We start from the raw sequence: 20,906 nt of genomic DNA, 5'->3' as shown, positions 1-20,906 counted from the left end.
ATGCCGCACATCCTGATTGTCGAAGACGAAGCGGCGATAGCCGACACACTGATCTTTGCCCTGCAAGGCGAAGGCTTCACCACCACCTGGCTGACGCTCGGCCAGGCGGCGCTGGAGCATCAGCGCCAGACCCCGGCTGACCTGGTCATCCTCGACATCGGCCTGCCGGACATCACCGGCTTTGAAACCTGCAAGCAATTGCGCCGCTTCAGTGAAGTGCCGGTGATGTTCCTCAGCGCACGGGATGCGGAGATCGACCGGGTGGTGGGGCTGGAGATCGGTGCCGACGATTATGTGGTCAAGCCTTTCAGCCCGCGGGAAGTGGCGGCGCGGGTCAGGGCGATTCTCAAGCGGGTCGGCCCGGGTGTGGCGCCAACCTTGTTCCAAGTGGATCTGGAACGCATGCAGATTCTCTATCGCGGCCAACCCTTGAGCCTCACGCGCCATGAGTTCCGCCTGCTGCAGAGTCTGCTGGAACAACCCGAGCGCGTGTTCAGCCGCGAGCAACTGCTGGACGCGGTGGGCGTACCCGCCGATGCCGGTTACGAGCGCAATATCGACAGTCATATCAAGAGCCTGCGCAGCAAGCTTCGGAGCGTGGCGGTGGATGCCGAGCCGATCCAGACCCATCGTGGCCTCGGCTATAGCTACAGCCCGAGCCACAGCTGATGCGTCTTGGGCTGCGGATTTTCCTGGTGTATGCGCTGTTTATCGGCCTGACCGGCTACTTCGTGCTCAACACCGTGATGAAAGAAATCCGCCCCGGCGTGCGCCAGTCCACCGAAGAAACATTAGTGGACACCGCCAACCTGCTGGCTGAAATCCTGCGTGCAGACGTTAAAAACGGCACCCTCGGCCAGAGTCATTGGCCAGAGCTGCTCAAGGCCTATGGCAACCGTCAGCCGGGTGCGGTGATCTGGGGGCTGCCGAAAAACCAGGTCAACCATCGCATCTACGTGACCGACGCCAAGGGCAGGGTATTGCTCGACTCCAGCGGTGAAGCGGTGGGCCAGGACTATTCGAAATGGAACGACGTGTACCTGACCCTGCGCGGCGAATACGGTGCGCGCTCCACCCGCAGCGATGCAGACGACCCCACCTCATCGGTGATGCACGTGGGGGCGCCGATTCGCGATAACGGCCAGATCATCGGCGTGGTCACCGTGGCCAAGCCCAACAGCTCGTTGCAACCCTACGTGGATCGCACCGAGCGGCGCCTGCTGTGGTACGGCGCCGGGCTGGTCACCCTGGGGCTGCTGCTGGGCGCGCTATTGTCGTGGTGGCTGACGGCGGCCCTCAGACGCCTTACCGCCTATGCCGAAGCCGTGAGCGAGGGCCGCCGCGCCGAGTTGCCGCATTATCGCGGCGGCGAACTCAAGCAGTTATCCACCGCCGTGGAACACATGCGCACGCAGCTGGAAGGCAAGGCTTACGTAGAGCGCTACGTGCATACGCTGACCCATGAACTGAAGAGCCCGTTGGCGGCGATTCGCGGTGCGGCGGAGCTGTTGCAGGGTGACATGAGCCGCGAGCAGCAGCAGCGGTTTGTCGGCAATATCGACAGCGAAAGCGCGCGCCTGCAACAGTTGATCGAGCGCCTGTTGAACCTGGCCCAGGTGGAGCAGCGCCAGGGTCTGGAAGAGCAGTCGAGCATTCCTTTGGCAGCCCTGGTTGAGGATGTGCTCAAGGCTCAATGTGCGCGGACCGAAGGCGCCGGCTTGCACATCGAGCAGGCCATCGCCGCTGATGTGCGGGTGTTTGGCGAACCCTTCCTGCTGCGCCAGGCCCTGGCTAACCTGCTCGACAATGCGCTGGATTTCACCCCGCCCGGCGGCACGCTGAGGTTCAGCGCCCAGGTGCAGCGTAACGAGGTGCAGGTCAGCCTGTTCAACCAGGCGGAGGCGATTCCCGATTACGCCTTGCCGCGCCTGAGCGAGCGCTTCTACTCGCTGCCGCGCCCGGCCAGCGGACGCAAAAGTACCGGCCTTGGGCTCAACTTTGTCGAAGAAGTGATGAAGCTGCACGGCGGTACCCTGCAGATCGGCAACGTACCGGGCGGCGTGCAAGCGGTGCTGCATCTCCACACAGTCTCCACATTGCCCACATAAATCCCCTATACCGGCTGGGCAGACTCTCCCCATCAAAACAGGGAGAGACCCATGAACCGCAACCTGCTTTTCAAACTGGGCGCGATTGCGCTGCTGATCCTGCTGTTGCTCATTCCATTGCTGATGATCAACGGCATCATCAGCGACCGTCAGCAACTGCGCGACGGCGTACTGATGGACATTGCCCGCAGCTCAAGCTTTGCCCAGCGCCTCACCGGGCCGGTGATGGTGGTGCCGTATCGCAAGACCGTGCGTGAGTGGAAGCTCAATGAAAAGCTCAACAAGCGCTACGAAGAAACCCGTGAAGAACGCGGCCGTTTGTATTTCCTGCCGGACCGGTTTGAGCTCGACGGCAAGGTGCAAACCGAACTGCGCTCGCGGGGCATCTACCAGGCGCGGTTGTTCCATGCCGACAACCGTATCAGCGGGCGTTTCGAGTTGCCTGCGCAGTTGGGGATCACCGAAGACTTTGCCGACTATCGCTTTGAGCCGGCGTTTCTGGCGGTGGGCATCAGTGATATTCGTGGCATTGAAAACGCGCTGAAACTGGAACTGGGCGAACAGCGGCTGGAGTTCTCGCCGGGCTCCCAGGTCGACTGGCTGGGCGAGGGCGTGCATGTGACGTTGCCCGAACAGGACAGCAAGAAACCCGCTGTGATGGAGTTCGCCTTCGACCTGCGCCTGCAAGGCACCGAGCAACTGCAAGTGGTGCCGGTGGGCAAGACCAGCCAGGTATCACTGGCGTCCAACTGGCCGCACCCCAGTTTTATCGGCAACTTCCTGCCGGCTCAACGTGAGGTCACCGACCAAGGCTTCAGCGCCAATTGGCAGACGACATTCTTCTCCACCAACCTCGAACAAGCCCTGCAGAACTGCCTGGACGGACAGGGCTGTGAAAACTTCAGCAACCGCAGCTTTGGTGTGAATTTCATCGACCCGGTAGACCAGTACCTCAAGAGCGACCGGGCGATCAAATATGCGCTGTTGTTTATCGCCCTGACCTTTGCCGGCTTCTTTCTCTTCGAGGTGCTCAAGAGTCTGGCGGTGCACCCGATCCAGTACGCCCTGGTGGGCGTCGCGCTGGCGTTTTTCTACCTGCTGTTGTTGTCGTTGTCCGAGCATCTGGGCTTTGCCCTGGCCTACCTGATATCTGCCAGCGCCTGTGTGGTGTTGATCGGCTTCTACGTGTGCCATGTGCTGCGCAGCGTCGGCCATGGCCTGGGTTTTTCGGCCGGGTTGGCGGCGTTGTATGGCTTGCTGTACGGCTTGCTCAGTGCCGAGGATTACGCGCTGTTGATGGGCTCGCTGTTGCTGTTTGGCCTGTTGGGCACGGTGATGGTGCTGACGCGCAAGCTGGATTGGTATGGGGTGGGTAAACGCAAGGTGGAGCAAGGGCAATGATCGGATTGCGCGAAGATCAGCTGATGAAAGTGAAGATGGTCAACTTCCTCAATCACACCACCTCTCACTGTAGGAGCGAGCTTGCTCGCGAAGAACGCAAGGCCACCGCGTTTAACCAGATGACCCGCGTGATCGTTGACGATTTTCGCGAGCAAGCTCGCTCCTACAGACCCGGCGGCTGAGTCTGCTGCATCGAAGACCGCTGGCTGACTTCGGCGTACCAGGCGGCGAGCCTGGGGTTATCTGTGCGCCATTGCAGATCCGGATGGCGAAAGTCGATATAGCCCAGGGCACAGGCCACGCTGATGGCGGCGACGTCGAAGTGGCTGGCCAGTTCGGCAGTGGCGTCTCGCTCCAGCTCGGCGAGGGCGCGGCGGATCTTGTTGCGCTGTTCGTCCAACCATTGGTCCCAGTGTTTCTCCACCGGGCGCATGGCAGTCTCGTAACGTACCAGCACGGCGGCATCCATGATGCCGTCAGCCATCGAGGCGAGGGTCAGGCGCCGCCAGCGGGCCGAGCCGTCGCGGGGGATCAGCGGGTTGCCGACATGCTGGTGGTCGAGGTAATCGAGAATCACCCGGCTGTCGTGCAATACCGAACCGTCGGCCAGGCGCAGGGCCGGGATCTTGCCCACGGGGTTGCCTTGCAGCACTTCGGCATCCGGGTTGACCGGAGTGGGCAGGCACGCGTGCAGGGCCACACGACCCTGCTGGCCGGTCTCGATCAGCAGCACGCGCACTTTACGTACGAAGGGCGAAGCGGGGTTGTGGAACAAGGTCATGCTGGGGGCGGACATGGGCATTCCTCTGTAGGAGCGAGCTTGCTCGCGAATAACGCCAACGATAACGCAGCTCGCCTGGTTTAACGCGGTGCTCTCGGGTTTTTCGCGAGCAAGCTCGCTCCTACAGTAGTTTGTAGACGGCGATGGCCACTGGTATGCCCAACCCGATCCAACTCAACGAATCCCACCACCCATCGCCCAGCAACGCCGCAAACAACCCGGCGGCACTGAGCAGGCCAACCCCCAGCGGTATGGCAAAGACCTTCCAGAAATTCGACTGCCGCGGCTTCATACCTTGGCCGCCTTGCGCCGTACGATCCATAAGTAAATGCCACTCATCAGCACGATGATGGTCAGCACATCCAGCACCGCCCACAGGACCTTCATCGGCATGCCACCGTAATCACCGAAATGCAGGGGTTGGGACATGCCCATGGCATCCATGTACCACGGCCGTTCGGCGATGGCGGTGACGGCCAGGGTGCTGGCGTCGATCAGTACCGGTGTCAGCAAATGGGAGGTCAGGTGCGTGCTGCCCTTCATGAACACGGCGTAGTGATGTTCGCTGGAAAAACGCGTGCCGGGGAAGGCGATAAAGTCTGGCTCCATACCGGGCGCGGCCTTGGCGGCAATGCTCAACAGCTCCGTGGCGGGCGCGCGCTGGGTCAGCGGCGGGGCGTTCTTGTAGGGTTCGATCATGGCGCTGAGGCTGTCCTCGCGCCACGCCGCGATGATCAGGTCGGCGCAGGCGCTGATCACGCCGGTTACACCCACTACCAGCGCCCAGGTCAAAGTGACCACGCCGATCAGGTTGTGCAGGTCGAGCCAGCGCAAACGGGTGGACTTGTCCTGGCGCACGGTGGCGAACTTCAAGCGACGCATGAATGGCAGGTACAACACCGTGCCCGAGATAATCGCCAGCACAAACAGAACGCCCATGAACGCCAGCAACAACTTGCCGGGCAGGCCGGCAAACATATCCACATGCAGGCGCAGCAGGAACAGAGTGAAGCCTCCATTGGCAGACGGCATTTCGACGGTTTCGCCAGTGCGGGCATCGAGCATGAAGGTGTGCGACGAATTTGGCTCAGTGCCGGCTGTGGCCGCCATGATCGCGATCACGCCGTTGTTGTCGTCTTCGTCCCAGGCAAGGTACTGCATGGCCTCGCCGGGCCGATGGGCCTGGGCTTTAGCCACAAGCTGCTCAAGGTTGAGCCGGGGCGTATCGGCGGGCATCTGCGCAAGTTCCGGCTCATTGCCCAGCAGGTGGTCGATCTCGTGGTGAAACACCAACGGCAGGCCGGTGAGGGCGAGCAACAGCAGGAATACGGTGCAGATCAGGCTGGTCCAGGTGTGGATGAAGGACCAGCGGCGGATGGTTTTGCTTTTCATTATCTAGCCTTCAGATGCACCAAAGCCGCCCTGTCGGGCGGCCTGATGGTTAGCTCAGCTGATTACCACTGGTAGGTGGCGCTGGCGACGACGCTGCGTTGGTCGCCGAAGTAGCAATAGGAGCCATCACAGGTGGAAATGTAGTCTTTGTTGAACAGGTTGGTCGCGTTCACTTTCACCGACGCACCCTTGAGGCTGTTGTCCAGGCGACCGAGGTCGTAATGCACGGAGCCGTCGAACACGGTGTAGGCGTTGGCCTTGCCGGCCCAGGTATTGGCTTGGTCGCCATAGGTATTGCCGGTGTAGCGTGCGCCGAAGCCGATACCGAAACCGTCGAGGGCGCCGGTGTGCCAGGTGTAGTCGGTCCACAGGGACGCTTGCTGGTTAGGCATCAGTTGCAGGCGGTTGCCTTTGTACTGACCTTTTTGCACCTCGGACTTGGCCAGGGTGTAGGCCGCGATGACCTTGAGGTTTTCGGTCACATCAGACACGGCTTCCAGCTCCAGTCCCTTGACCTTTACTTCTCCGGTCTGGTCGGTCACTGAGGCGCCACCGGACTGGAAGCTGGTGACTTGCACGTTCTTCTGGGTCAGGTCGTAGACTGCCGCACTAAGCAGGGTGTTGGAGCCGGGTGGCTGGTATTTGACCCCCAACTCCCACTGCTTGCCTTCCGTCGGCTTGAACGACTGGAGGGGATCGACGCTGGCGTTGCTCGCAGGCTGGAACGACTCGGCGTACGAGAGGTAGGGGACAAAGCCCGAGTCGAATACATAGCTCAGCGCCGCGTTGCCACTGAAATTCTTGCTGCGGTCGGTATTGGTCGCGTCGTTCTTGTTGAGGTAGGTGGTGCCCTGGTGCACCCAGTCTTCACGACCACCAAGCGTCAGGCGCCAGTTGTCCAGGGCCATCTGGTCCTGCACGTAAAGGCCGGTCTGCACGGTTTTCTGGTTGTAATCGTAGAACGCGGTGGAGCGCGCCGGGCGCACGATCGGCTGGCCATAGACCGGGTTAAAGATGTTCGTGGTGCCACCGTCGCCGAAAATCGCCAGGTACGAGGTGTCGGTGCGTTGATGATCCAGACCCAGCAGCACGGTGTGGGAGATGTCGCCAGTGGCAAAGTCAGCCTGGAAGTTGTTGTCCACCGCGAACTGGCTGATGTCCTCGTCCACATTGGTCGAAGAGCGGCTGATGTCGCCATTGGCATCGGCGGGGGAGAAGGCAAACGAGCCTACCGTCAGTTGCTGGAACGCCAACTCGGATTTGGTGTAGCGCAGGTTCTGCTTGAATTGCCAGGTATCGTTGAAGCGGTGCTCGAACGCGTAGCCCAAGGCGTAGTAGGTGCGGTCGTAGAAATCGTAGTTCGGGTCGCCGAGGTTCTTGTGGTGGGAAACCTCGCCTAGCGGCGATTTGATTTTGGTGCCCTGGATCGGCAGGAACTGGCTGGTGGTGCCGGTATCGTCACGGGTGAACTGTGACAGCAAGGTCAGCTTGGTATCGGTGTCGATATTCCAGGTCAAGCTCGGTGCGATGTTGTACCGCTTGTTGTCGATGTGATCGACCTGGGTACCGGCATCGCGCACCACGCCGCCAACGCTGTAGAGAAACTGGCCCTCATCATCGATCTTGCCAGTGCTTTCGAAATTGATCTGGCGGTAGTTGTCACTGCCGTATTGCATCTGGATGGCGTGGCTCGATTCAGCGCTGGGGCGGCGGCTGACCATATCCAGCAGGCCGCCCGGAGGAGTCTGGCCATAGACTGACGAGGCCGGACCGCGCAGCAGGGCGAGGCGGTCGAGGTTCCAGGTTTCGGCTTTCGGGTTGGCGTACACGCCACGGGGCAGTGGCAGGCCATCGAGGAATTGCGTCGGCTCGAAGCCGCGCACGCGCATCCAGTCGTAACGGGTGTCGCTGCCGTAGCTGGCGGACACGATGCCGGGCATGTATTTGACGGCATCGTCTAGGTTCTGGACGTTGCGGTCCTGCATCTGCTCGCGAGTGGCCACCGAAATCGAGCGTGGCGCCTCGACCAGCGCGGTATCGGTTTTGGTGCCGGCGGCGGTGCGCTTTGCTACATATCCTTCCACCGGCCCCCAAGCGCTTTCATAGCTGCCTTGGCCGGTGATGTTGGTGGTCGGCAAGGCAACGACGCCTTCCGGAACCGGCATCAGGGTGTAAGTGCCCGCACTGCTTTGTTCCAACTGCAAGCCAGTACCGCGCAAGGCCTCACGCAACGCGCCCTGCGCATCGAACTGGCCCTTGACCGGCGCCGAGGTCTTGCCGGCAGCGAGTGCGGGGTTGAGGGTCAGCGCCAGGCCGGCCTGGCTGGCGATCTGGTTCAGAGTGGTGGCCAGGGACGCAGCGGGCAGGTTATAGGCGCGCACACTGGAGGCTTGTTCGGCGGCGATCAGCGGGGTGCTGGCGAGCGGTGCGCTGAGGGCGATCGCCACGGCTAACAGGCTGGGGCGCAACAAGGTGTCTAGCGTGCGGGACATAAGGGCGGCTCCTGAATGGAAATATTTCTCAATTGCCTAGGTGCCGAGCGAGAATCGAAAAGTGATAGGGGTGAGTGAAAATATTTTTCGCAGGTGTGCTTGAGGGCCTCATCGCAGGCAAGCCAGCTCCCACAGTTGATGGTGTTCGCAATTCAAAATGTGGGAGCTGGCTTGCCTGCGATAACAATCGCCCAGGCGCTGCAGGACCTAAGGCTTACCCTTGACGGTCACCCACCACGACGTGTGCTGCTCGATCTGCACCGGCAAAGTCGGCAACAGCGCATTCAATGCCAACGTGGTGTCGTGCAGCGGGAAGCTGCCGGTGATGCGCAGGTCGGCCACGTTCTTATCCACCCCCAGGTAGCCGGTGCGATAGCGCGCCAATTCCTCGATCACATCCCCCAGCCGGGCGTTGTCGACCACCAGCATGCCGCGGGTCCATGCATCGGTGGCGGGAGTGACGGCCAGCAGCGGGCCAAGGCCGTCGCTGCGCATCAGCACCTGCTGGCCCGCCTTGAACACCTGTTCCTGGTGCAACGCCTCGGGCTGGGCGGCCACGGCTGACTGCAACACACTCAGGCGCGTGGCGTCGTCTTCGCGCTTGACGATAAAGCGGGTACCCAGGGCCCGCAGGCTGCCGTCGCGGGTTTGCACGTAGAAAGGGCGCGAATCGTCGTGGCCGGTTTCGACGAAAATTTCGCCTGCCTGCAACACGATCAAGCGGCGTGTTTCGTCGAAGCGCACATCAATGGCGCTGTGGGTGTTGAGGTTGATCCGCGTGCCGTCCGCCAGCTTCAGCGTGCGCTGTTCACCGGTGGCGGTGCGCTGGTCGGCCAGCCAATAGTGAATAGGCACGTAACGCTCACCGGCAAACAGCGCCAGGCCGCACACCAGCACGATACTGGCCAGGCCCCGGCCCAGCTTGCGCACGCGCTGGCGAATGCCGTGGCGCGACTGCAGCAGCGCCGCCCGAGCCGGGCCCGAGGCCACACTGAAACGCTGGTCGAGCATGCCCAACTGGCGCCAGGCGCGAGCGTGTTCCTCATCGCTGGCCAGCCACTTGCTGAACTCTTCCTGTTCCACCGCGCTGCCGTCGCCCGAGTCGAGGGACAGTTGCCAGGCAATCGCGGCATCCAGCACGCGCGACGACACCGGTTTGGAGCCGATCGCGGTCACGACGGCTCGCCATACAGTGCGATGTAGCACTGGCGAATGCCCTGGGCCAGGTATTGGCGCACGCGCGGCACCGAAACCCCCAGGCGCTGGGCGATCTCGGCATGGCCCAGGCCGTCGAGGCGGTTATAGAGGAACGCGGCGCGGGCCTTGCTCGACAACTTGCCGAGCAGGCGGTCGATGGCCTTGAGGTCTTCGAGGATCAGTTGCTGGGCTTCCGGCGAAGGCTGTTCGTTTTCCGGGATCAGCATCAATTCGGTGAGGTAGGCCTGTTCCAGGGCCGCACGACGGAAATAGTCAAACAGCAAACCCTTGGCGATGGCCACCAGGAACGCCCGCGGTTCGCGGGGCTCGCGCAACTCATCACGGCCCAGCAGGCGCATGAAGGTGTCCTGGCTCAGGTCTTCGGCACGGCTTGGGCACCCCACGTTACGTCGCAGCCACGCCAACAGCCAGCCACGGTGGTCGCGATACAACGCACCAACAAGCTCACTGCGTGGGGTATGGACCGACGACAAGGCATCACCGAATAAGGTTTAAACTAACGAGAATTATTCGCGATTGTGTCAGAGGCGTGGGGTGGGCGCAATTGGCGTCTGTCGGGTGATGACATTAAAACGATGGCGCCTGTTTGCGCCGTTTCCATTGTGCCAAACGCTCTTGCAGCACCAGGGGCGTGTCGATCTGTTGCTGCCGCGCACGGCTGAACAGGATCAGCATCAGCTCCGCCGTCGCCAATGCATCGGCGCTGGCATGGTGGCGTTCGCCGGCCTGTAGCTTGAAGTGGTTGAGCCAGTCATCCAGCCCGGCTTCGCGGATATGCGCCTCTGGGCATAACAGCGGGGCCAGGTCTGCTACATCCAGGAACGGATGGGCCAGGCGATATCCCAGGCTGTCCTTCAGCGCCCGGCACAGCATGTGTTGATCAAATGGCGCATGGAAGGCCAGCAGCGGACTGTCGCCCACGAACGCCATGAAATCCAGCAACGCCTCGGTCGGGTCGCTGCCAGCGGCGATTGCACTGGGCCCCAGCCCGTGGATCAGCACACTGGGGCTGAGCTTGGTGTCGGTGCGCTGCAGGGTGCGTTCGAACAGTTGGGAGAAATCCACCGCACCGTCTTCGATGACCACGGCGCCGATGGACAGCACCTGGTCGCGGTGAAGGTTCAGGCCGCTGGTTTCCAGGTCCACCACTACCCAGCGCTGGCTGCGCAATGGGCCGTTGCCCAGTTCGGCGGGCTTGGGTAACTGTTCCAGGCGCTGCTGTTGCGCAGCGTTGAGCCCAGGTTTTTTGGCGCGCAGCCAGCCAAACAAACTCACAGTTGATACCGCAAGCTCAAGCTGCTTTGCAGGCGTTGGGCCTGGCGCAGGGACTCACGCAGGATGCGCCGGTCCAGGTGGTTGAGGCTGTCGGGGTCGACGCGGTTGGAATAGGGCAGGTTCTCACGGGTCTGCAATTGATGCTGCTGCATGCGGGTCTGCTGGATAAAGTGGTAGGCCTCTTCATAGGCGGCGCCATCCAGAGGCTCGATCACGGCCTTGTCCACCAACTGGCGCAGGCGTTCCAGGGTGTTGTTGGCGTGGATGCCATTGGCCAAGGCCAACAGGCGCGCGCCGTCTACAAAGGGCGTAAGGCCCTGCACCTTGAGGTCGAGGGTGGCTTTTTCGCCATTTTTGCGGGTCAGCACGAACTCGCGGAAACGCCCCACCGGCGGGCGCCGCAGTAGCGAGTTTTCGGCCAACATGCGTTGGAACAAGCGGTTGTCCGCCACCTGATCGAGAATGCCCTGGCGCAGTTGTTCGCAACCGCGCTCATCGCCCCACACCACGCGCAAGTCAAAATAGATGCTTGAGCCCAGCAGGTTTTCTGGCGTCGCCTCACGAATGAACGCGCCGAAGCGCCGCGCCCACTCCACGCGGGACAAGCACAGCTCGGGGTTGCCGGCCATGATATTGCCCTTGCACAGGCTGAAGCCGCACAGCGCCAGGCTTTGGTTGATGTGCTGCGCCAGCGGCAGCAAGCGCTCACGCATGTCAGCAGCTTCGACGGCGTCCTTGGCCTCGAACAGGATGCCGTTGTCCTGGTCGGTGTACAGCGTTTGTTCGCGGCGGCCTTCGCTGCCAAAACACAGCCAACTGAAGGGCACACCGGGGTCGCCTTTTTCCGCGAGGGTCAGCTCGATCACCCGGCACACGGTGTGGTCGTTTAGCAGCGTAATGATATGGGTGATCTGGGTGGATGAGGCGCCATGGGCGAGCATGCGCTCCACCAACTGGCCGATTTCACCGCGAATCGCCACCAGGTTTTCCACCCGGGGCGCGTTGCGGATGGTGCGGGCCAGGTGCACCAGGTCCACACGCTGCAAGGAAAACAAGTCACGCTCGGAGACCACGCCACACAGGCGCTGATCTTGCACCAGGCACACATGGGCGATATGCCGCTCGGTCATGGCGATGGCTGCGTCGAAAGCGCTGTGCTCCGGGCTCAGGTAGAACGGTGCCTGGGTCATGTGCCCGGCAATGCCCTGGCTGAAATCGCTGGTGCCATCGGCGACCACCTGGCGCAGATCGCGCAGGGTGAAGATGCCCAGGGGCGCCTTGTGTTCGTTGATGATCACAATGCTGCCGACCTGCTGTTCGTGCATCAAGGTCACCGCTTCGCGCAACGGGGTGTGCGGGCTGCAGGTGACCGGGTGGCGCATGGCCAATTCACCCAGGCGGGTATTCAAGGAGTATTGGGTGCCGAGGGTTTCCACGGCTTTTTGCTGCACCTGCTGGTTGACCTGGTCGAGCAGGCTGCTGACCCCGCGCAAGGCGAAATCACGAAACGGGTTGGAAAGGGCGAACAGCTTGATAAAGGCCGGCTTGTTCAATTGCAGGCAGAAGGTGTCTTCAGCCGCTTTGTGTTCTGTGCGGGTAGCGCGTTCACCCAGCAGGGCGGCGAGGGGGAAGCATTCGCCGGTGGCGATTTCAAAGGTGGTGTCCGCCGAGTCTGGCCGCTCACCCACGACCCGGCCCTGCTTGACGATATAAAAGTGCTCGACCGGGCCGCCCGACGGTTTGAGGATGCTGTCGCCGGGGCCGTAGAAACGCAGTTGGCACTGTTCCACCAGGAAGGCCAGGTGCGCCTGTTCCATCTGGTTGAACGGTGGGAAACGTCGCAGGAATTGCAGGGTGCCGTGGATGTTCTGCAACACAGCGGTTTTACCCGCCTGTGCGAATGCATCAGCTTTACTCATAACAGTGACCGCAGTGTTTTTGTCGTTATCGTGCTGCATGGTCGACTCCTGCGCAGTGGGTGCCCATTGGACGTAAGTCTAGGTCGAGGAATACCGCGCAAAATTAGGGAAAAACCTTACATGACAATCGTCCAAAACCCGTAGAACACCCACTAGGCAAACTTTCCGACGAAGTGCACATTGTTCGCCCTTCCGCAGATGTCTGACGAGTGTGCTGGGAGATTGATGAGAACTGCTGAGAAACGTATGTCCGACCACGATATTTTGAGTGATGCCGAGCGCGAGGCGCTGAGCGCCGTGATGCTGGAGCCCGATTTACCCCCCCAACGCGTATTGATCGTGGACGACGACAAGGACGCGCGTGAACTGTTGGCGGAAATCCTGGGGCTGGACGGTATTCGCTGCATGACCGCCGACAGTGGGGAAGCAGCGTGGGATTTGTTGAAGACAAGCACTTCCATCGGTTTGTTGATCACCGACCTGCGCATGGCGCCCAGCAATGGCCTGGAATTGATTCGCCAGGTGCGTGAGTCCACCCGTGCGGCGTTGCCGATCATCATCATGTCTGGAGACGCGGAGGCGCCGGATGTGATCGATGCGATGCATTTGAGCGTGGTGGATTTCTTGCTCAAGCCGATTGATAGCGTGAAGTTGGCGAAGTTGGTGAAGCGGGAGTTGGGGATGGTTTCCTGATTCTTGTGGTGAGTGTGATGGCCTCTTCGCGAGCAAGCCCGCTCCCACATTCGACCGCATTCTTACCCGACTGAATGCAGTCGAATGTGGGAGCGGGCTTGCTCGCGAAGGCGTCAGTACATTCGACCTAAGAACTAAAAAGCCCCGATCTTTCGATCAGGGCTTTTTTTCATTTACAGGCCGTTCTTGGCCTTGAACTCCCGACGCCTGCGGTGCAACACCGGCTCGGTATAGCCATTAGGCTGCTTGGTCCCTTCAATCACCAACTCCACCGCTGCCTGGAATGCGATGTTGCTTTCGAAGTCCGGAGCCAGTGGGCGGTACAACGCATCCCCGGCATTCTGGCGGTCCACCACCGGCGCCATGCGCTTGAGGCTTTCCATCACTTGAGCTTCGTTGACAATGCCGTGGCGCAGCCAGTTGGCGATGTGCTGGCTGGAAATACGCAGGGTGGCGCGGTCTTCCATCAGGCCGACGTCGTTGATGTCCGGCACTTTCGAGCAGCCCACACCCTGGTCGATCCAACGGACCACATAGCCGAGGATGCCTTGGGCGTTGTTGTCCAGCTCGTTGCGGATCTCTTCCTCGGACCAGTCGGTGTTGCTGGCCAAAGGAATGGTGAGGATATCGTCCACCGAAGCGCGCTCGCGCTTGGCCAGCTCGGCCTGGCGGGCGAACACATCAACCTTGTGGTAGTGCAACGCATGCAGGGCCGCGGCGGTCGGCGACGGTACCCAGGCGGTGTTGGCACCGGCCAACGGGTGGGCGATTTTCTGTTCAAGCATCAAAGCCATCAGGTCGGGCATGGCCCACATGCCTTTACCGATCTGTGCACGACCTTGCAAACCGGTGCTCAGGCCGATATCGACGTTCCAGTTCTCATAGGCGCCGATCCACTTTTCTGCCTTCATGGCCGCCTTGCGCACCATCGCGCCGGCTTCCATGGAGGTGTGGATTTCATCGCCAGTGCGGTCGAGGAAACCGGTGTTGATAAACACCACGCGCTCGCTGGCCGCCTTGATGCAGGCCTTGAGGTTGACCGTGGTGCGGCGCTCCTCGTCCATGATCCCGACCTTGAGGGTGTTGCGCGCCAGGTTCAGCACCTCTTCGATGCGACCGAACAGTTCGTTGGTGAACGCGGCTTCTTCCGGGCCGTGCATCTTCGGTTTCACGATGTATACGGAACCGGTGCGGCTGTTCTTGCGCGTGTTGTTGCCGTTGAGGCTGTGGATCGCCGCCAGGCTGGTGATCAGGCCGTCGAGGATGCCTTCGGGTACTTCGTTGCCGTCTTTATCGAGGATCGCGTCGATGGTCATCAAGTGGCCAACGTTGCGCACGAACAACAGCGAACGGCCGTGCAGGGTCACGTCGCTGCCATCCACGCCGGTGTAGACGCGATCAGGGTTCATGGTGCGGGTGAAGGTCTTGCCGCCCTTGGCCACTTCTTCGGCCAGGTCGCCTTTCATCAGGCCGAGCCAGTTGCGGTAGATCACCACTTTGTCATCGGCATCCACGGCAGCCACGGAGTCTTCGCAGTCCATGATGGTGGTCAGCGCGGCTTCCATCAGCACGTCTTTGACGCCGGCAGCGTCGGTTTGGCCGACTGGGGTGCTGGCGTCGATCTGGATTTCGAAGTGCAGGCCATTGTGCTTGAGCAGGATCGCAATCGGCTCGGCCGCAGGGCCCTGGAAACCGATCAACTGGGCATCGTCACGCAGGCCGCTGTTGCTGCCGCCTTTGAGGCTGACGATCAGCGTGCCATCGACGATCTTGTAACCGGTGGAATCGACGTGGCTGCCGGCGCTGAGCGGTGCGGCTTCGTCGAGGAACGCGCGAGCGAAGGCAATGACCTTGTCGCCACGCACCTTGTTATAGCCCTTGCCCTTCTCGGCGCCGTTGGCTTCGCTGATGGCGTCGGTGCCATACAGCGCGTCGTACAGCGAGCCCCAGCGCGCATTCGAGGCATTGAGGGCGAAGCGGGCGTTCATCACCGGCACGACCAGCTGTGGGCCGGCCATGCGTGCGATCTCGTCATCGACGTTTTGGGTCGAGGCCTGGAAGTCTGCGGCTTCTGGCAACAGGTAGCCGATGTCTTGCAGGAAGGCTTTGTAGGCCACCGGGTCATGGGCCTGGCCTGCGTGGGTCTGGTGCCAGGTATCGATCCGCGCCTGGAAGTCGTCGCGTTTGGCGAGTAGGGCTTTGTTCTTCGGGGCCAGGTCATGGATGACCTTGTCGGCACCGGCCCAGAACTGGTCGGCAGTGATGCCGGTACCGGGAATGGCTTCGTTGTTCACGAAGTCGAACAGGACTTTGGCGACCTGCAGGCCACCGACTTGAACGTGTTCAGTCATTGCTTGCCTCACTCTGCGGAGCTTATGCGCTTTTTCAGATTTTCATTATGTAGTGCACGGTTGGGCATACTACATGATGACTTGCGGTTGTGAAAATTAGACTAAATACGTCGTTTAGCGACCCACTTTGGTCGTACGGTCACAGCGGAGAACCGGATGTTCTCAAAAAACTATTGGATTGTTCCAGATAAATATCAAAATGGTACACGATTTGTCTTCCAGCGACCGGGCGTCCACTTTGTAGGAGCGAGCTTGCTCGCGAAAAACCTGAGAGCACCGCAAGTGTCAGTTTTTTCGCGTTATCGTTGACGACCTTCGCGAGCAAGCTCGCTCCTACAGGAATAGCACCGAGGTATTTCGCCATGGACCATCTTGTACTCACTATTATCGCCGCCGACAAACCCGGCCTGGTTGAACGCATCGCGCAGAACATTGCCAGTTATGGTGGTAACTGGCTGGAAAGCCGCATGGCGCATATGGCCGGGCAGTTTGCCGGGATCCTGCGGGTGAGCGTGCCGAGCGAGCAGCGCCAGGCATTGGTGGGGGCATTGGAGGACTTATCCACCCATGGCATTCGTGTGTTGGTAGGTGAGGGCAGCAGCGGCCAGGCATCGGCGTCAAAACCGATCCTGATGACCCTGGTGGGCAATGATCGCTCGGGCATCGTGCGTGAGATCACCGCGCTGCTGAGCCAGCAGGGCGTCAACCTGGAACGCCTGAGCACCGATGTGCGCCCGGCGCCAATGAGCGGTGACCCGCTGTTCAATGCCGAGGCGTTGTTGCAAGTGCCGGCCACGCTGTCGCTGGAAACCCTGCAAGAGGCTTTGGAAACCTTGGCCGATGACTTGATGGTGGAGTTGCGTCAGGAGGAATAACGGTCCGCAAGGTTATGCAGGGAAATCTTGCATGGGCCTGTGGATAACCTGTAGAGACCCGACGCCAGGCCACGCCCGCCGGCCTTCTGCGCTAGTTGAGCAAAAAACGAGCAGTTTCAAGGGCTTGTGCACAAATGGCGGGGACCAGGTTGTGGATAACCTTGGGGTGGAACGCTGCAAGCCACGAAAGCTGTGGCTTGCAGAGGTTTGTACGTTATTTGATCAGCGTTTGCGCACGGTCAGCCAGGCATCCAGGCTGTACACCACCAGCCCGGCCCAGATAAAGGCGAAGGCGATCAGCGTGCTCGGCGCCAGGTGTTCACCGAACAACAGCACGGCTTCGAGCAATACCAGCGTCGGCGCCACATACTGCAAAAAGCCCAGGGCGGTGTAGGGCAAATGCCGTGCGGCGGCGTTGAAGCACACCAGGGGAATCAGCGTCACCGGGCCTGCGGCCACCAGCCACCAGGCCTCGTTGGTGCTCCAGAACGCCAGTTGCGCGCTGTGAGCGGTTGGGTTGAACAGCAACCAGGCGACGGCAATGGGTACCAGCATCCAGGTTTCCACCACCAGGCCTGGCAGCGCCTTGACCGGCGCCTGCTTGCGGATCAAACCGTAGAAGCCGAACGTCAGCGCCAGCGCCAGCGACACCCACGGCAGGCTACCGACCTGCCACACCTGCTGCGCCACACCTACCGCTGCCAACCCCACCGCTACCCATTGCAATCGGCGCAGGCGCTCGCCGAGGATCAGCATGCCCAGCAACACATTCACCAGCGGGTTGATGTAATAACCCAGGCTCGCTTCGAGCATGCGCCCGGTGTTCACCGACCACACATAGGTCAGCCAGTTAGCGGCGATCAACGATCCGCTGAGGGCCAGGATCGCCAGGCGCTTGGGGTTGTCGCGCAGTTCGCGGAACCAGCCGGGATGTTTCCACACCATCAGCAACAGCCCACCGAACAGCGCCGACCACAACACCCGGTGCACGATGATCTCGGCGGCGGGTACGCTGGCGATGGCTTTGAAGTAGAGCGGGAACAGACCCCAGATGACATAGGCGCTCAGGCCCAGGATGTACCCCTTGCGAGGGTTGGCGGCTTGCATTGCAGAATCCTTGCTTAGGCAGCTAACAAAGCGCGATTGTAAGGATATTTGTCAGACAATGGGATCTGCTTCTGTAGGAGCGAGCTTGCTCGCGAAGATCGTCAACGATAACGCGGGAGGCCTGTTACCCAATGACGCTCTCGGGTTTTTCGCGAGCAAGCTCGCTCCTACAGGAGAGCGTCGTGTTGCTCAGAAGAGTTTTAGGGGTTCTTCATTGAGTGCCGACAGTTGCTCGCGCAACGCCAGCACCTGGTCACCCCAATACCGCTCGGTGCCAAACCACGGGAAGCTGTGGGGGAACGCCGGGTCGTCCCAGCGTCGCGCCAGCCAGGCGCTGTAGTGCATCAGGCGCAAGGCGCGCAGCGGTTCTATCAGGGCCAGTTCGCGAGGGTCGAAGTCGTGGAATTCCTGGTAGCCGTCCATCAGTTCCGACAGTTGGCCCAGGCATTCCTGGCGGTCGCCAGCCAGCATCATCCACAGGTCCTGCACCGCCGGGCCCATGCGGCAGTCATCCAGGTCGACGATATGGAACATCTCGTCGCGGCACATCATGTTGCCGGGGTGGCAGTCACCGTGCATGCGGATGTTCTTGTGCGGGGTGGCCTTGTAAACCTCTTCCACACGCTTGAGCAGGTCGCGGGCCACGGACTCGTAGGCCGGCAACAGGCTTTTGGGAATGAAGTTGCCTTCAAGCAAGGTGGTGAGGGAGTCGTGACCAAAGTTCTTCACGCCCAGGGCTTCGCGATGTTCGAACGGGCGGGTGGAGCCCACGGCGTGCAAACGGCCGAGCAATTGCCCGAGGCGATAGAGTTGGTCAAGGTTGCCCGGCTCCGGCGCGCGGCCGCCACGGCGGGGAAACAGGGTGAAGCGGAAACCTGCGTGTTCGAACAGGCTCTCGCCGTTGTGGATCAACGGGGCGACCACCGGTACGTCGCACTCGGCCAGTTCGAAGGTGAAGCGATGTTCTTCCAGGATCGCCTCGTTGGTCCAGCGCTGGGGGCGATAGAACTTGGCGATCAGCGGTTCGGCGTCTTCGATGCCCACCTGGTAAACACGGTTTTCGTAGCTGTTGAGCGCAAGAACCCGCGCGTCGCTGAGGAAACCGATGCTTTCGACGGCGTCGAGCACCAGGTCTGGGGTGAGTGTTTCAAACGGGTGGGCCATGCGAACTCCTGCGCGCAGCAGGGCGCCGCGTCCGGCCGGGTATGGTAACGCTGTAGGAGCGAGCTTGCTCGCGAAAAACCAGAGAGCGGCGCGGGGAGTCAGGTTCCCCGCGTTATTGTTGACGTTTTTCGCGGGCAAGCCCGCTCCTACAGAGATAGCGGTCTATCAGGCGCCTACGATGCCGCCATCATCCCGCCGAATCGCCATCACCGAAGACCGGGGTTTGCCATTGGGCAGGTGTTCCGGCCAAGTCGAGCCACCGGTTTCCCCTGGGTGCTGAATGCCCACGAACAACGTCTTCTGGTCCGGCGAAAAGCTGATCCCCGTCACTTCACACGCCACCGGCCCCACCATGAAGCGACGGATTTCACCGGTGCTCGGGTCGGCACACAGCATCTGATTGTTGCCCATGCCCGCAAAGTCGCCGGCGTTGCTGTAGTCGCCATCGGTCAGGATCCACAGGCGCCCGGCTTTGTCGAAGCCCAGGCCGTCGGGGCTGTTGAACATGTTTTGCGGGTTGATGTTGGACGAGCCGCCCTTGGGATTGCCGGCATGCACGCCGGGGTTGCCGGCCACCACGAACAGGTCCCAGGTGAAGTCCGTTGCACCGTGGTTATCGGCGTCGGCTTTCCAGCGCAGGATCTGGCCGTAGACGTTTTTCTCCCGTGGGTTGGGCCCGCCCGCCGGCTGGCCCTCTTCGCCGCGCTTGGCGTTGTTGGTCAGGGTGCAATAGACCTGGCCGTCGGTGGGGCTGACCACGATCCATTCCGGGCGGTCCATGCGCGTGGCTTTCACCACGCTGGCGGCCAGGCGTGCGTGAATCAGCACCTCGGCCTGGTTGGCGAAACCGCTGTTGGCGTCGATGCCGTTTTTGCCATGGGTGAGTTCAACCCACTGGCCTTTGCCCTTGGGGTGGTCGGCATCACCGTCGCCCGCGTCGAAGATCGCCACGTACAAGGTGCCGTGGTCGAGCAGGTCTTTATTGGCCTTCGGATTGTTGTGGTTGATCTGATCGCGGCTGACGAACTTGTAGATGAATTCACCGCGCTCATCGTCGCCCATGTACACCACCGCGCGACCGTCACGGGTTTCGGCGAGGGCCGCGTTTTCGTGTTTGAAGCGCCCCAGGGCCGTGCGTTTTACCGGGGTGGATTGCGGATCGAACGGGTCGATTTCCACCACCCAACCATGACGATTGAGTTCGTTGGGGTTCTTGGCCATGTCAAAGCGCGGGTCGTGCTGATGCCAGTTGATGTCCTTGCTGGCGGCCACTACGCCGTAGCGCTTCTGCCCTGCGTCGAAGGTTTGCTGCGGGTTGCTGCTGCCGAAGCAGTCGGTGAAGTTTTCTTCGCAGGTCAGGTAGGTGCCCCACGGCGTCTTGCCGTTGGCGCAGTTCTGGAACGTGCCGAGGACTTTTTTGCCGCTCTTGTCGGCGCCGGTTTTCAGCCAGTCATGGCCGGCGGCAGGGCCACTCAAACGGATCGGTGAATTGCCGTGGATGCGCCGGTTGTAGCGCGAGTCCTGGACGAACTGCCAGGTGTCACCCTTGCGGCGCACCTCGATCACCGACACGCCTTCGCTGGCCAGGGCCTTGCGCACGTCTTCGGCAGATTGCGGTGCGCCGCCGTGGGCGTAGAGGTAGCGATAGTTGGTGTATTCGTTGTTGATCACCATCAGCGCGCGGTTGTCGTCGCCCGGGAATGGAAACAGGCTCATGCCGTCGTTGTTGTCGCCGAACTGCTGCTCCTGGGCCTTGGCCGTGCCATTGCCCGATGGGTCGAAAGCCGGAGCGTTCTTGTGCAGGGGCTGGCCCCAACTGATCAATACCGAAGCGCTGTAGCCAGGTGGCAGGGTGATGGTGTCGCTGGTGGCGGCGGCGATGCTGGTGAACCCCAGCAACGGGCTGGCGGAAGCGGCATTCACGGCCAGCGCGCTGCGGCTCAGCAGGTTGCCGCCGAGGAACATCGCGGCGCCGCACAAGGCGCCTGCGCCGATAAAGCGACGGCGGGTCAGGCCCACCATCTGTTCAAGGTCGGTGGCTTGGTTTTCTTCTAATAGGCTCATCACAGGCTCCTTAAGGTTTTTGCAGACACCTTAAGCAGGGGTTGTGACCGAATTGTTGCAGCTTGA

The 20,906-nt window shown here is 61.3% G+C and carries 19 protein-coding genes; 6 read left to right on the top strand and 13 right to left on the bottom strand.

The genetic code is table 11. From position 1 onward, the window contains the following. From creB to BUE92_RS29355, 4 genes are read left to right on the top strand one after another with little or no spacing between them, the layout of a single operon-like run. A complete protein-coding gene (gene creB, locus BUE92_RS19895) occupies positions 1-669 on the top strand; it encodes a two-component system response regulator CreB (RefSeq protein ID WP_073525857.1) in 669 nt (222 codons plus the stop codon). Beyond that, complete coding sequence (creC, locus tag BUE92_RS19890; protein WP_073525855.1) at positions 669-2,108, top strand: two-component system sensor histidine kinase CreC; 1,440 nt, start codon at positions 669-671, stop codon at positions 2,106-2,108. The genes creB and creC overlap by 1 nt, the downstream gene beginning before the upstream one ends. A 51-nt stretch (positions 2,109-2,159) precedes the next feature. Then, the gene (creD, locus tag BUE92_RS19885) at positions 2,160-3,509 is read left to right on the top strand and encodes a cell envelope integrity protein CreD (protein WP_073525853.1); all 1,350 of its coding nucleotides are present in this window, start codon (positions 2,160-2,162) and stop codon (positions 3,507-3,509) included. Then, on the top strand, positions 3,506-3,691 hold the full coding sequence (locus tag BUE92_RS29355; RefSeq protein ID WP_178380730.1) for a hypothetical protein: 186 nt from the start codon (positions 3,506-3,508) through the stop codon (positions 3,689-3,691). The genes creD and BUE92_RS29355 overlap by 4 nt, the downstream gene beginning before the upstream one ends. Here the strand turns inward: BUE92_RS29355 and BUE92_RS19880 are convergent. The 8 genes from BUE92_RS19880 to BUE92_RS19850 form a co-directional block, all read right to left on the bottom strand. Further along, entirely contained in the window at positions 3,673-4,305 is a 633-nt protein-coding gene (locus BUE92_RS19880; protein ID WP_073525852.1) for a glutathione S-transferase, read from the bottom strand. The two genes, BUE92_RS29355 and BUE92_RS19880, sit on opposite strands and share 19 nt — an antisense overlap. Before the next feature lie 106 nt (positions 4,306-4,411). Next, positions 4,412-4,582, bottom strand: coding sequence for a hypothetical protein (locus BUE92_RS28545; protein ID WP_178380729.1), 171 nt, complete (start codon positions 4,580-4,582; stop codon positions 4,412-4,414). After that, positions 4,579-5,682: a PepSY-associated TM helix domain-containing protein gene (locus BUE92_RS19875; protein WP_073525851.1), complete on the bottom strand. Its 1,104-nt coding sequence runs from the start codon at positions 5,680-5,682 to the stop codon at positions 4,579-4,581. The genes BUE92_RS28545 and BUE92_RS19875 overlap by 4 nt, the downstream gene beginning before the upstream one ends. Before the next feature lie 62 nt (positions 5,683-5,744). Continuing rightward, the gene (locus BUE92_RS19870) at positions 5,745-8,174 is read right to left on the bottom strand and encodes a TonB-dependent siderophore receptor (RefSeq protein WP_073525850.1); all 2,430 of its coding nucleotides are present in this window, start codon (positions 8,172-8,174) and stop codon (positions 5,745-5,747) included. 207 nt (positions 8,175-8,381) lie between these two features. Beyond that, positions 8,382-9,350 carry a FecR domain-containing protein gene (locus BUE92_RS19865; protein WP_073525849.1) on the bottom strand — a complete coding sequence of 323 codons (969 nt, stop codon included), beginning with the start codon at positions 9,348-9,350 and terminating at the stop codon, positions 8,382-8,384. Continuing rightward, on the bottom strand, positions 9,347-9,865 hold the full coding sequence (locus BUE92_RS19860) for an RNA polymerase sigma factor (RefSeq protein ID WP_073525848.1): 519 nt from the start codon (positions 9,863-9,865) through the stop codon (positions 9,347-9,349). The genes BUE92_RS19865 and BUE92_RS19860 overlap by 4 nt, the downstream gene beginning before the upstream one ends. Before the next feature lie 94 nt (positions 9,866-9,959). Beyond that, positions 9,960-10,667, bottom strand: coding sequence for a 3'-5' exonuclease (locus tag BUE92_RS19855; RefSeq protein WP_073525847.1), 708 nt, complete (start codon positions 10,665-10,667; stop codon positions 9,960-9,962). Beyond that, positions 10,664-12,586 carry a putative nucleotidyltransferase substrate binding domain-containing protein gene (locus tag BUE92_RS19850; protein WP_073526455.1) on the bottom strand — a complete coding sequence of 641 codons (1,923 nt, stop codon included), beginning with the start codon at positions 12,584-12,586 and terminating at the stop codon, positions 10,664-10,666. Before BUE92_RS19850 ends, BUE92_RS19855 begins: the two co-directional genes overlap by 4 nt. A 246-nt stretch (positions 12,587-12,832) precedes the next feature. Between BUE92_RS19850 and BUE92_RS19845 the strand changes: the two genes are divergently transcribed. Next, positions 12,833-13,279 (top strand): response regulator, encoded by a 447-nt coding sequence (locus BUE92_RS19845; protein WP_073525846.1) that lies wholly within the window; start codon positions 12,833-12,835, stop codon positions 13,277-13,279. Between the two features lie 173 nt (positions 13,280-13,452). Here BUE92_RS19845 and BUE92_RS19840 read toward each other — a convergent pair whose 3' ends face one another. Continuing rightward, positions 13,453-15,630 (bottom strand): malate synthase G, encoded by a 2,178-nt coding sequence (locus BUE92_RS19840; protein ID WP_073525845.1) that lies wholly within the window; start codon positions 15,628-15,630, stop codon positions 13,453-13,455. Positions 15,631-15,769: 139 nt separating this feature from the next. Further along, positions 15,770-15,994: a hypothetical protein gene (locus BUE92_RS28165; RefSeq protein ID WP_143170008.1), complete on the bottom strand. Its 225-nt coding sequence runs from the start codon at positions 15,992-15,994 to the stop codon at positions 15,770-15,772. Between BUE92_RS28165 and BUE92_RS19835 the strand changes: the two genes are divergently transcribed. Next, the gene (locus BUE92_RS19835; RefSeq protein ID WP_073525844.1) at positions 15,993-16,505 is read left to right on the top strand and encodes a glycine cleavage system protein R; all 513 of its coding nucleotides are present in this window, start codon (positions 15,993-15,995) and stop codon (positions 16,503-16,505) included. The genes BUE92_RS28165 and BUE92_RS19835 overlap by 2 nt on opposite strands. Before the next feature lie 222 nt (positions 16,506-16,727). Here the strand turns inward: BUE92_RS19835 and rarD are convergent, their stop codons facing one another. The 3 genes from rarD to BUE92_RS19820 form a co-directional block, all read right to left on the bottom strand. Further along, positions 16,728-17,612 carry an EamA family transporter RarD gene (gene rarD / locus BUE92_RS19830; protein ID WP_073525843.1) on the bottom strand — a complete coding sequence of 295 codons (885 nt, stop codon included), beginning with the start codon at positions 17,610-17,612 and terminating at the stop codon, positions 16,728-16,730. Positions 17,613-17,801: 189 nt separating this feature from the next. Beyond that, positions 17,802-18,776: a serine/threonine protein kinase gene (locus BUE92_RS19825; RefSeq protein ID WP_057702225.1), complete on the bottom strand. Its 975-nt coding sequence runs from the start codon at positions 18,774-18,776 to the stop codon at positions 17,802-17,804. Positions 18,777-18,941: 165 nt separating this feature from the next. After that, positions 18,942-20,840, bottom strand: coding sequence for a PhoX family protein (locus tag BUE92_RS19820; RefSeq protein ID WP_073525842.1), 1,899 nt, complete (start codon positions 20,838-20,840; stop codon positions 18,942-18,944). Positions 20,841-20,906 lie beyond the last annotated feature (66 nt).

Origin of the sequence: Pseudomonas fluorescens, assembly GCF_001902145.1 — a bacterium.
Classification (GTDB): domain Bacteria; phylum Pseudomonadota; class Gammaproteobacteria; order Pseudomonadales; family Pseudomonadaceae; genus Aquipseudomonas; species Aquipseudomonas fluorescens_BV.
This window is presented reverse-complemented; position numbering and strand designations above follow the sequence as displayed.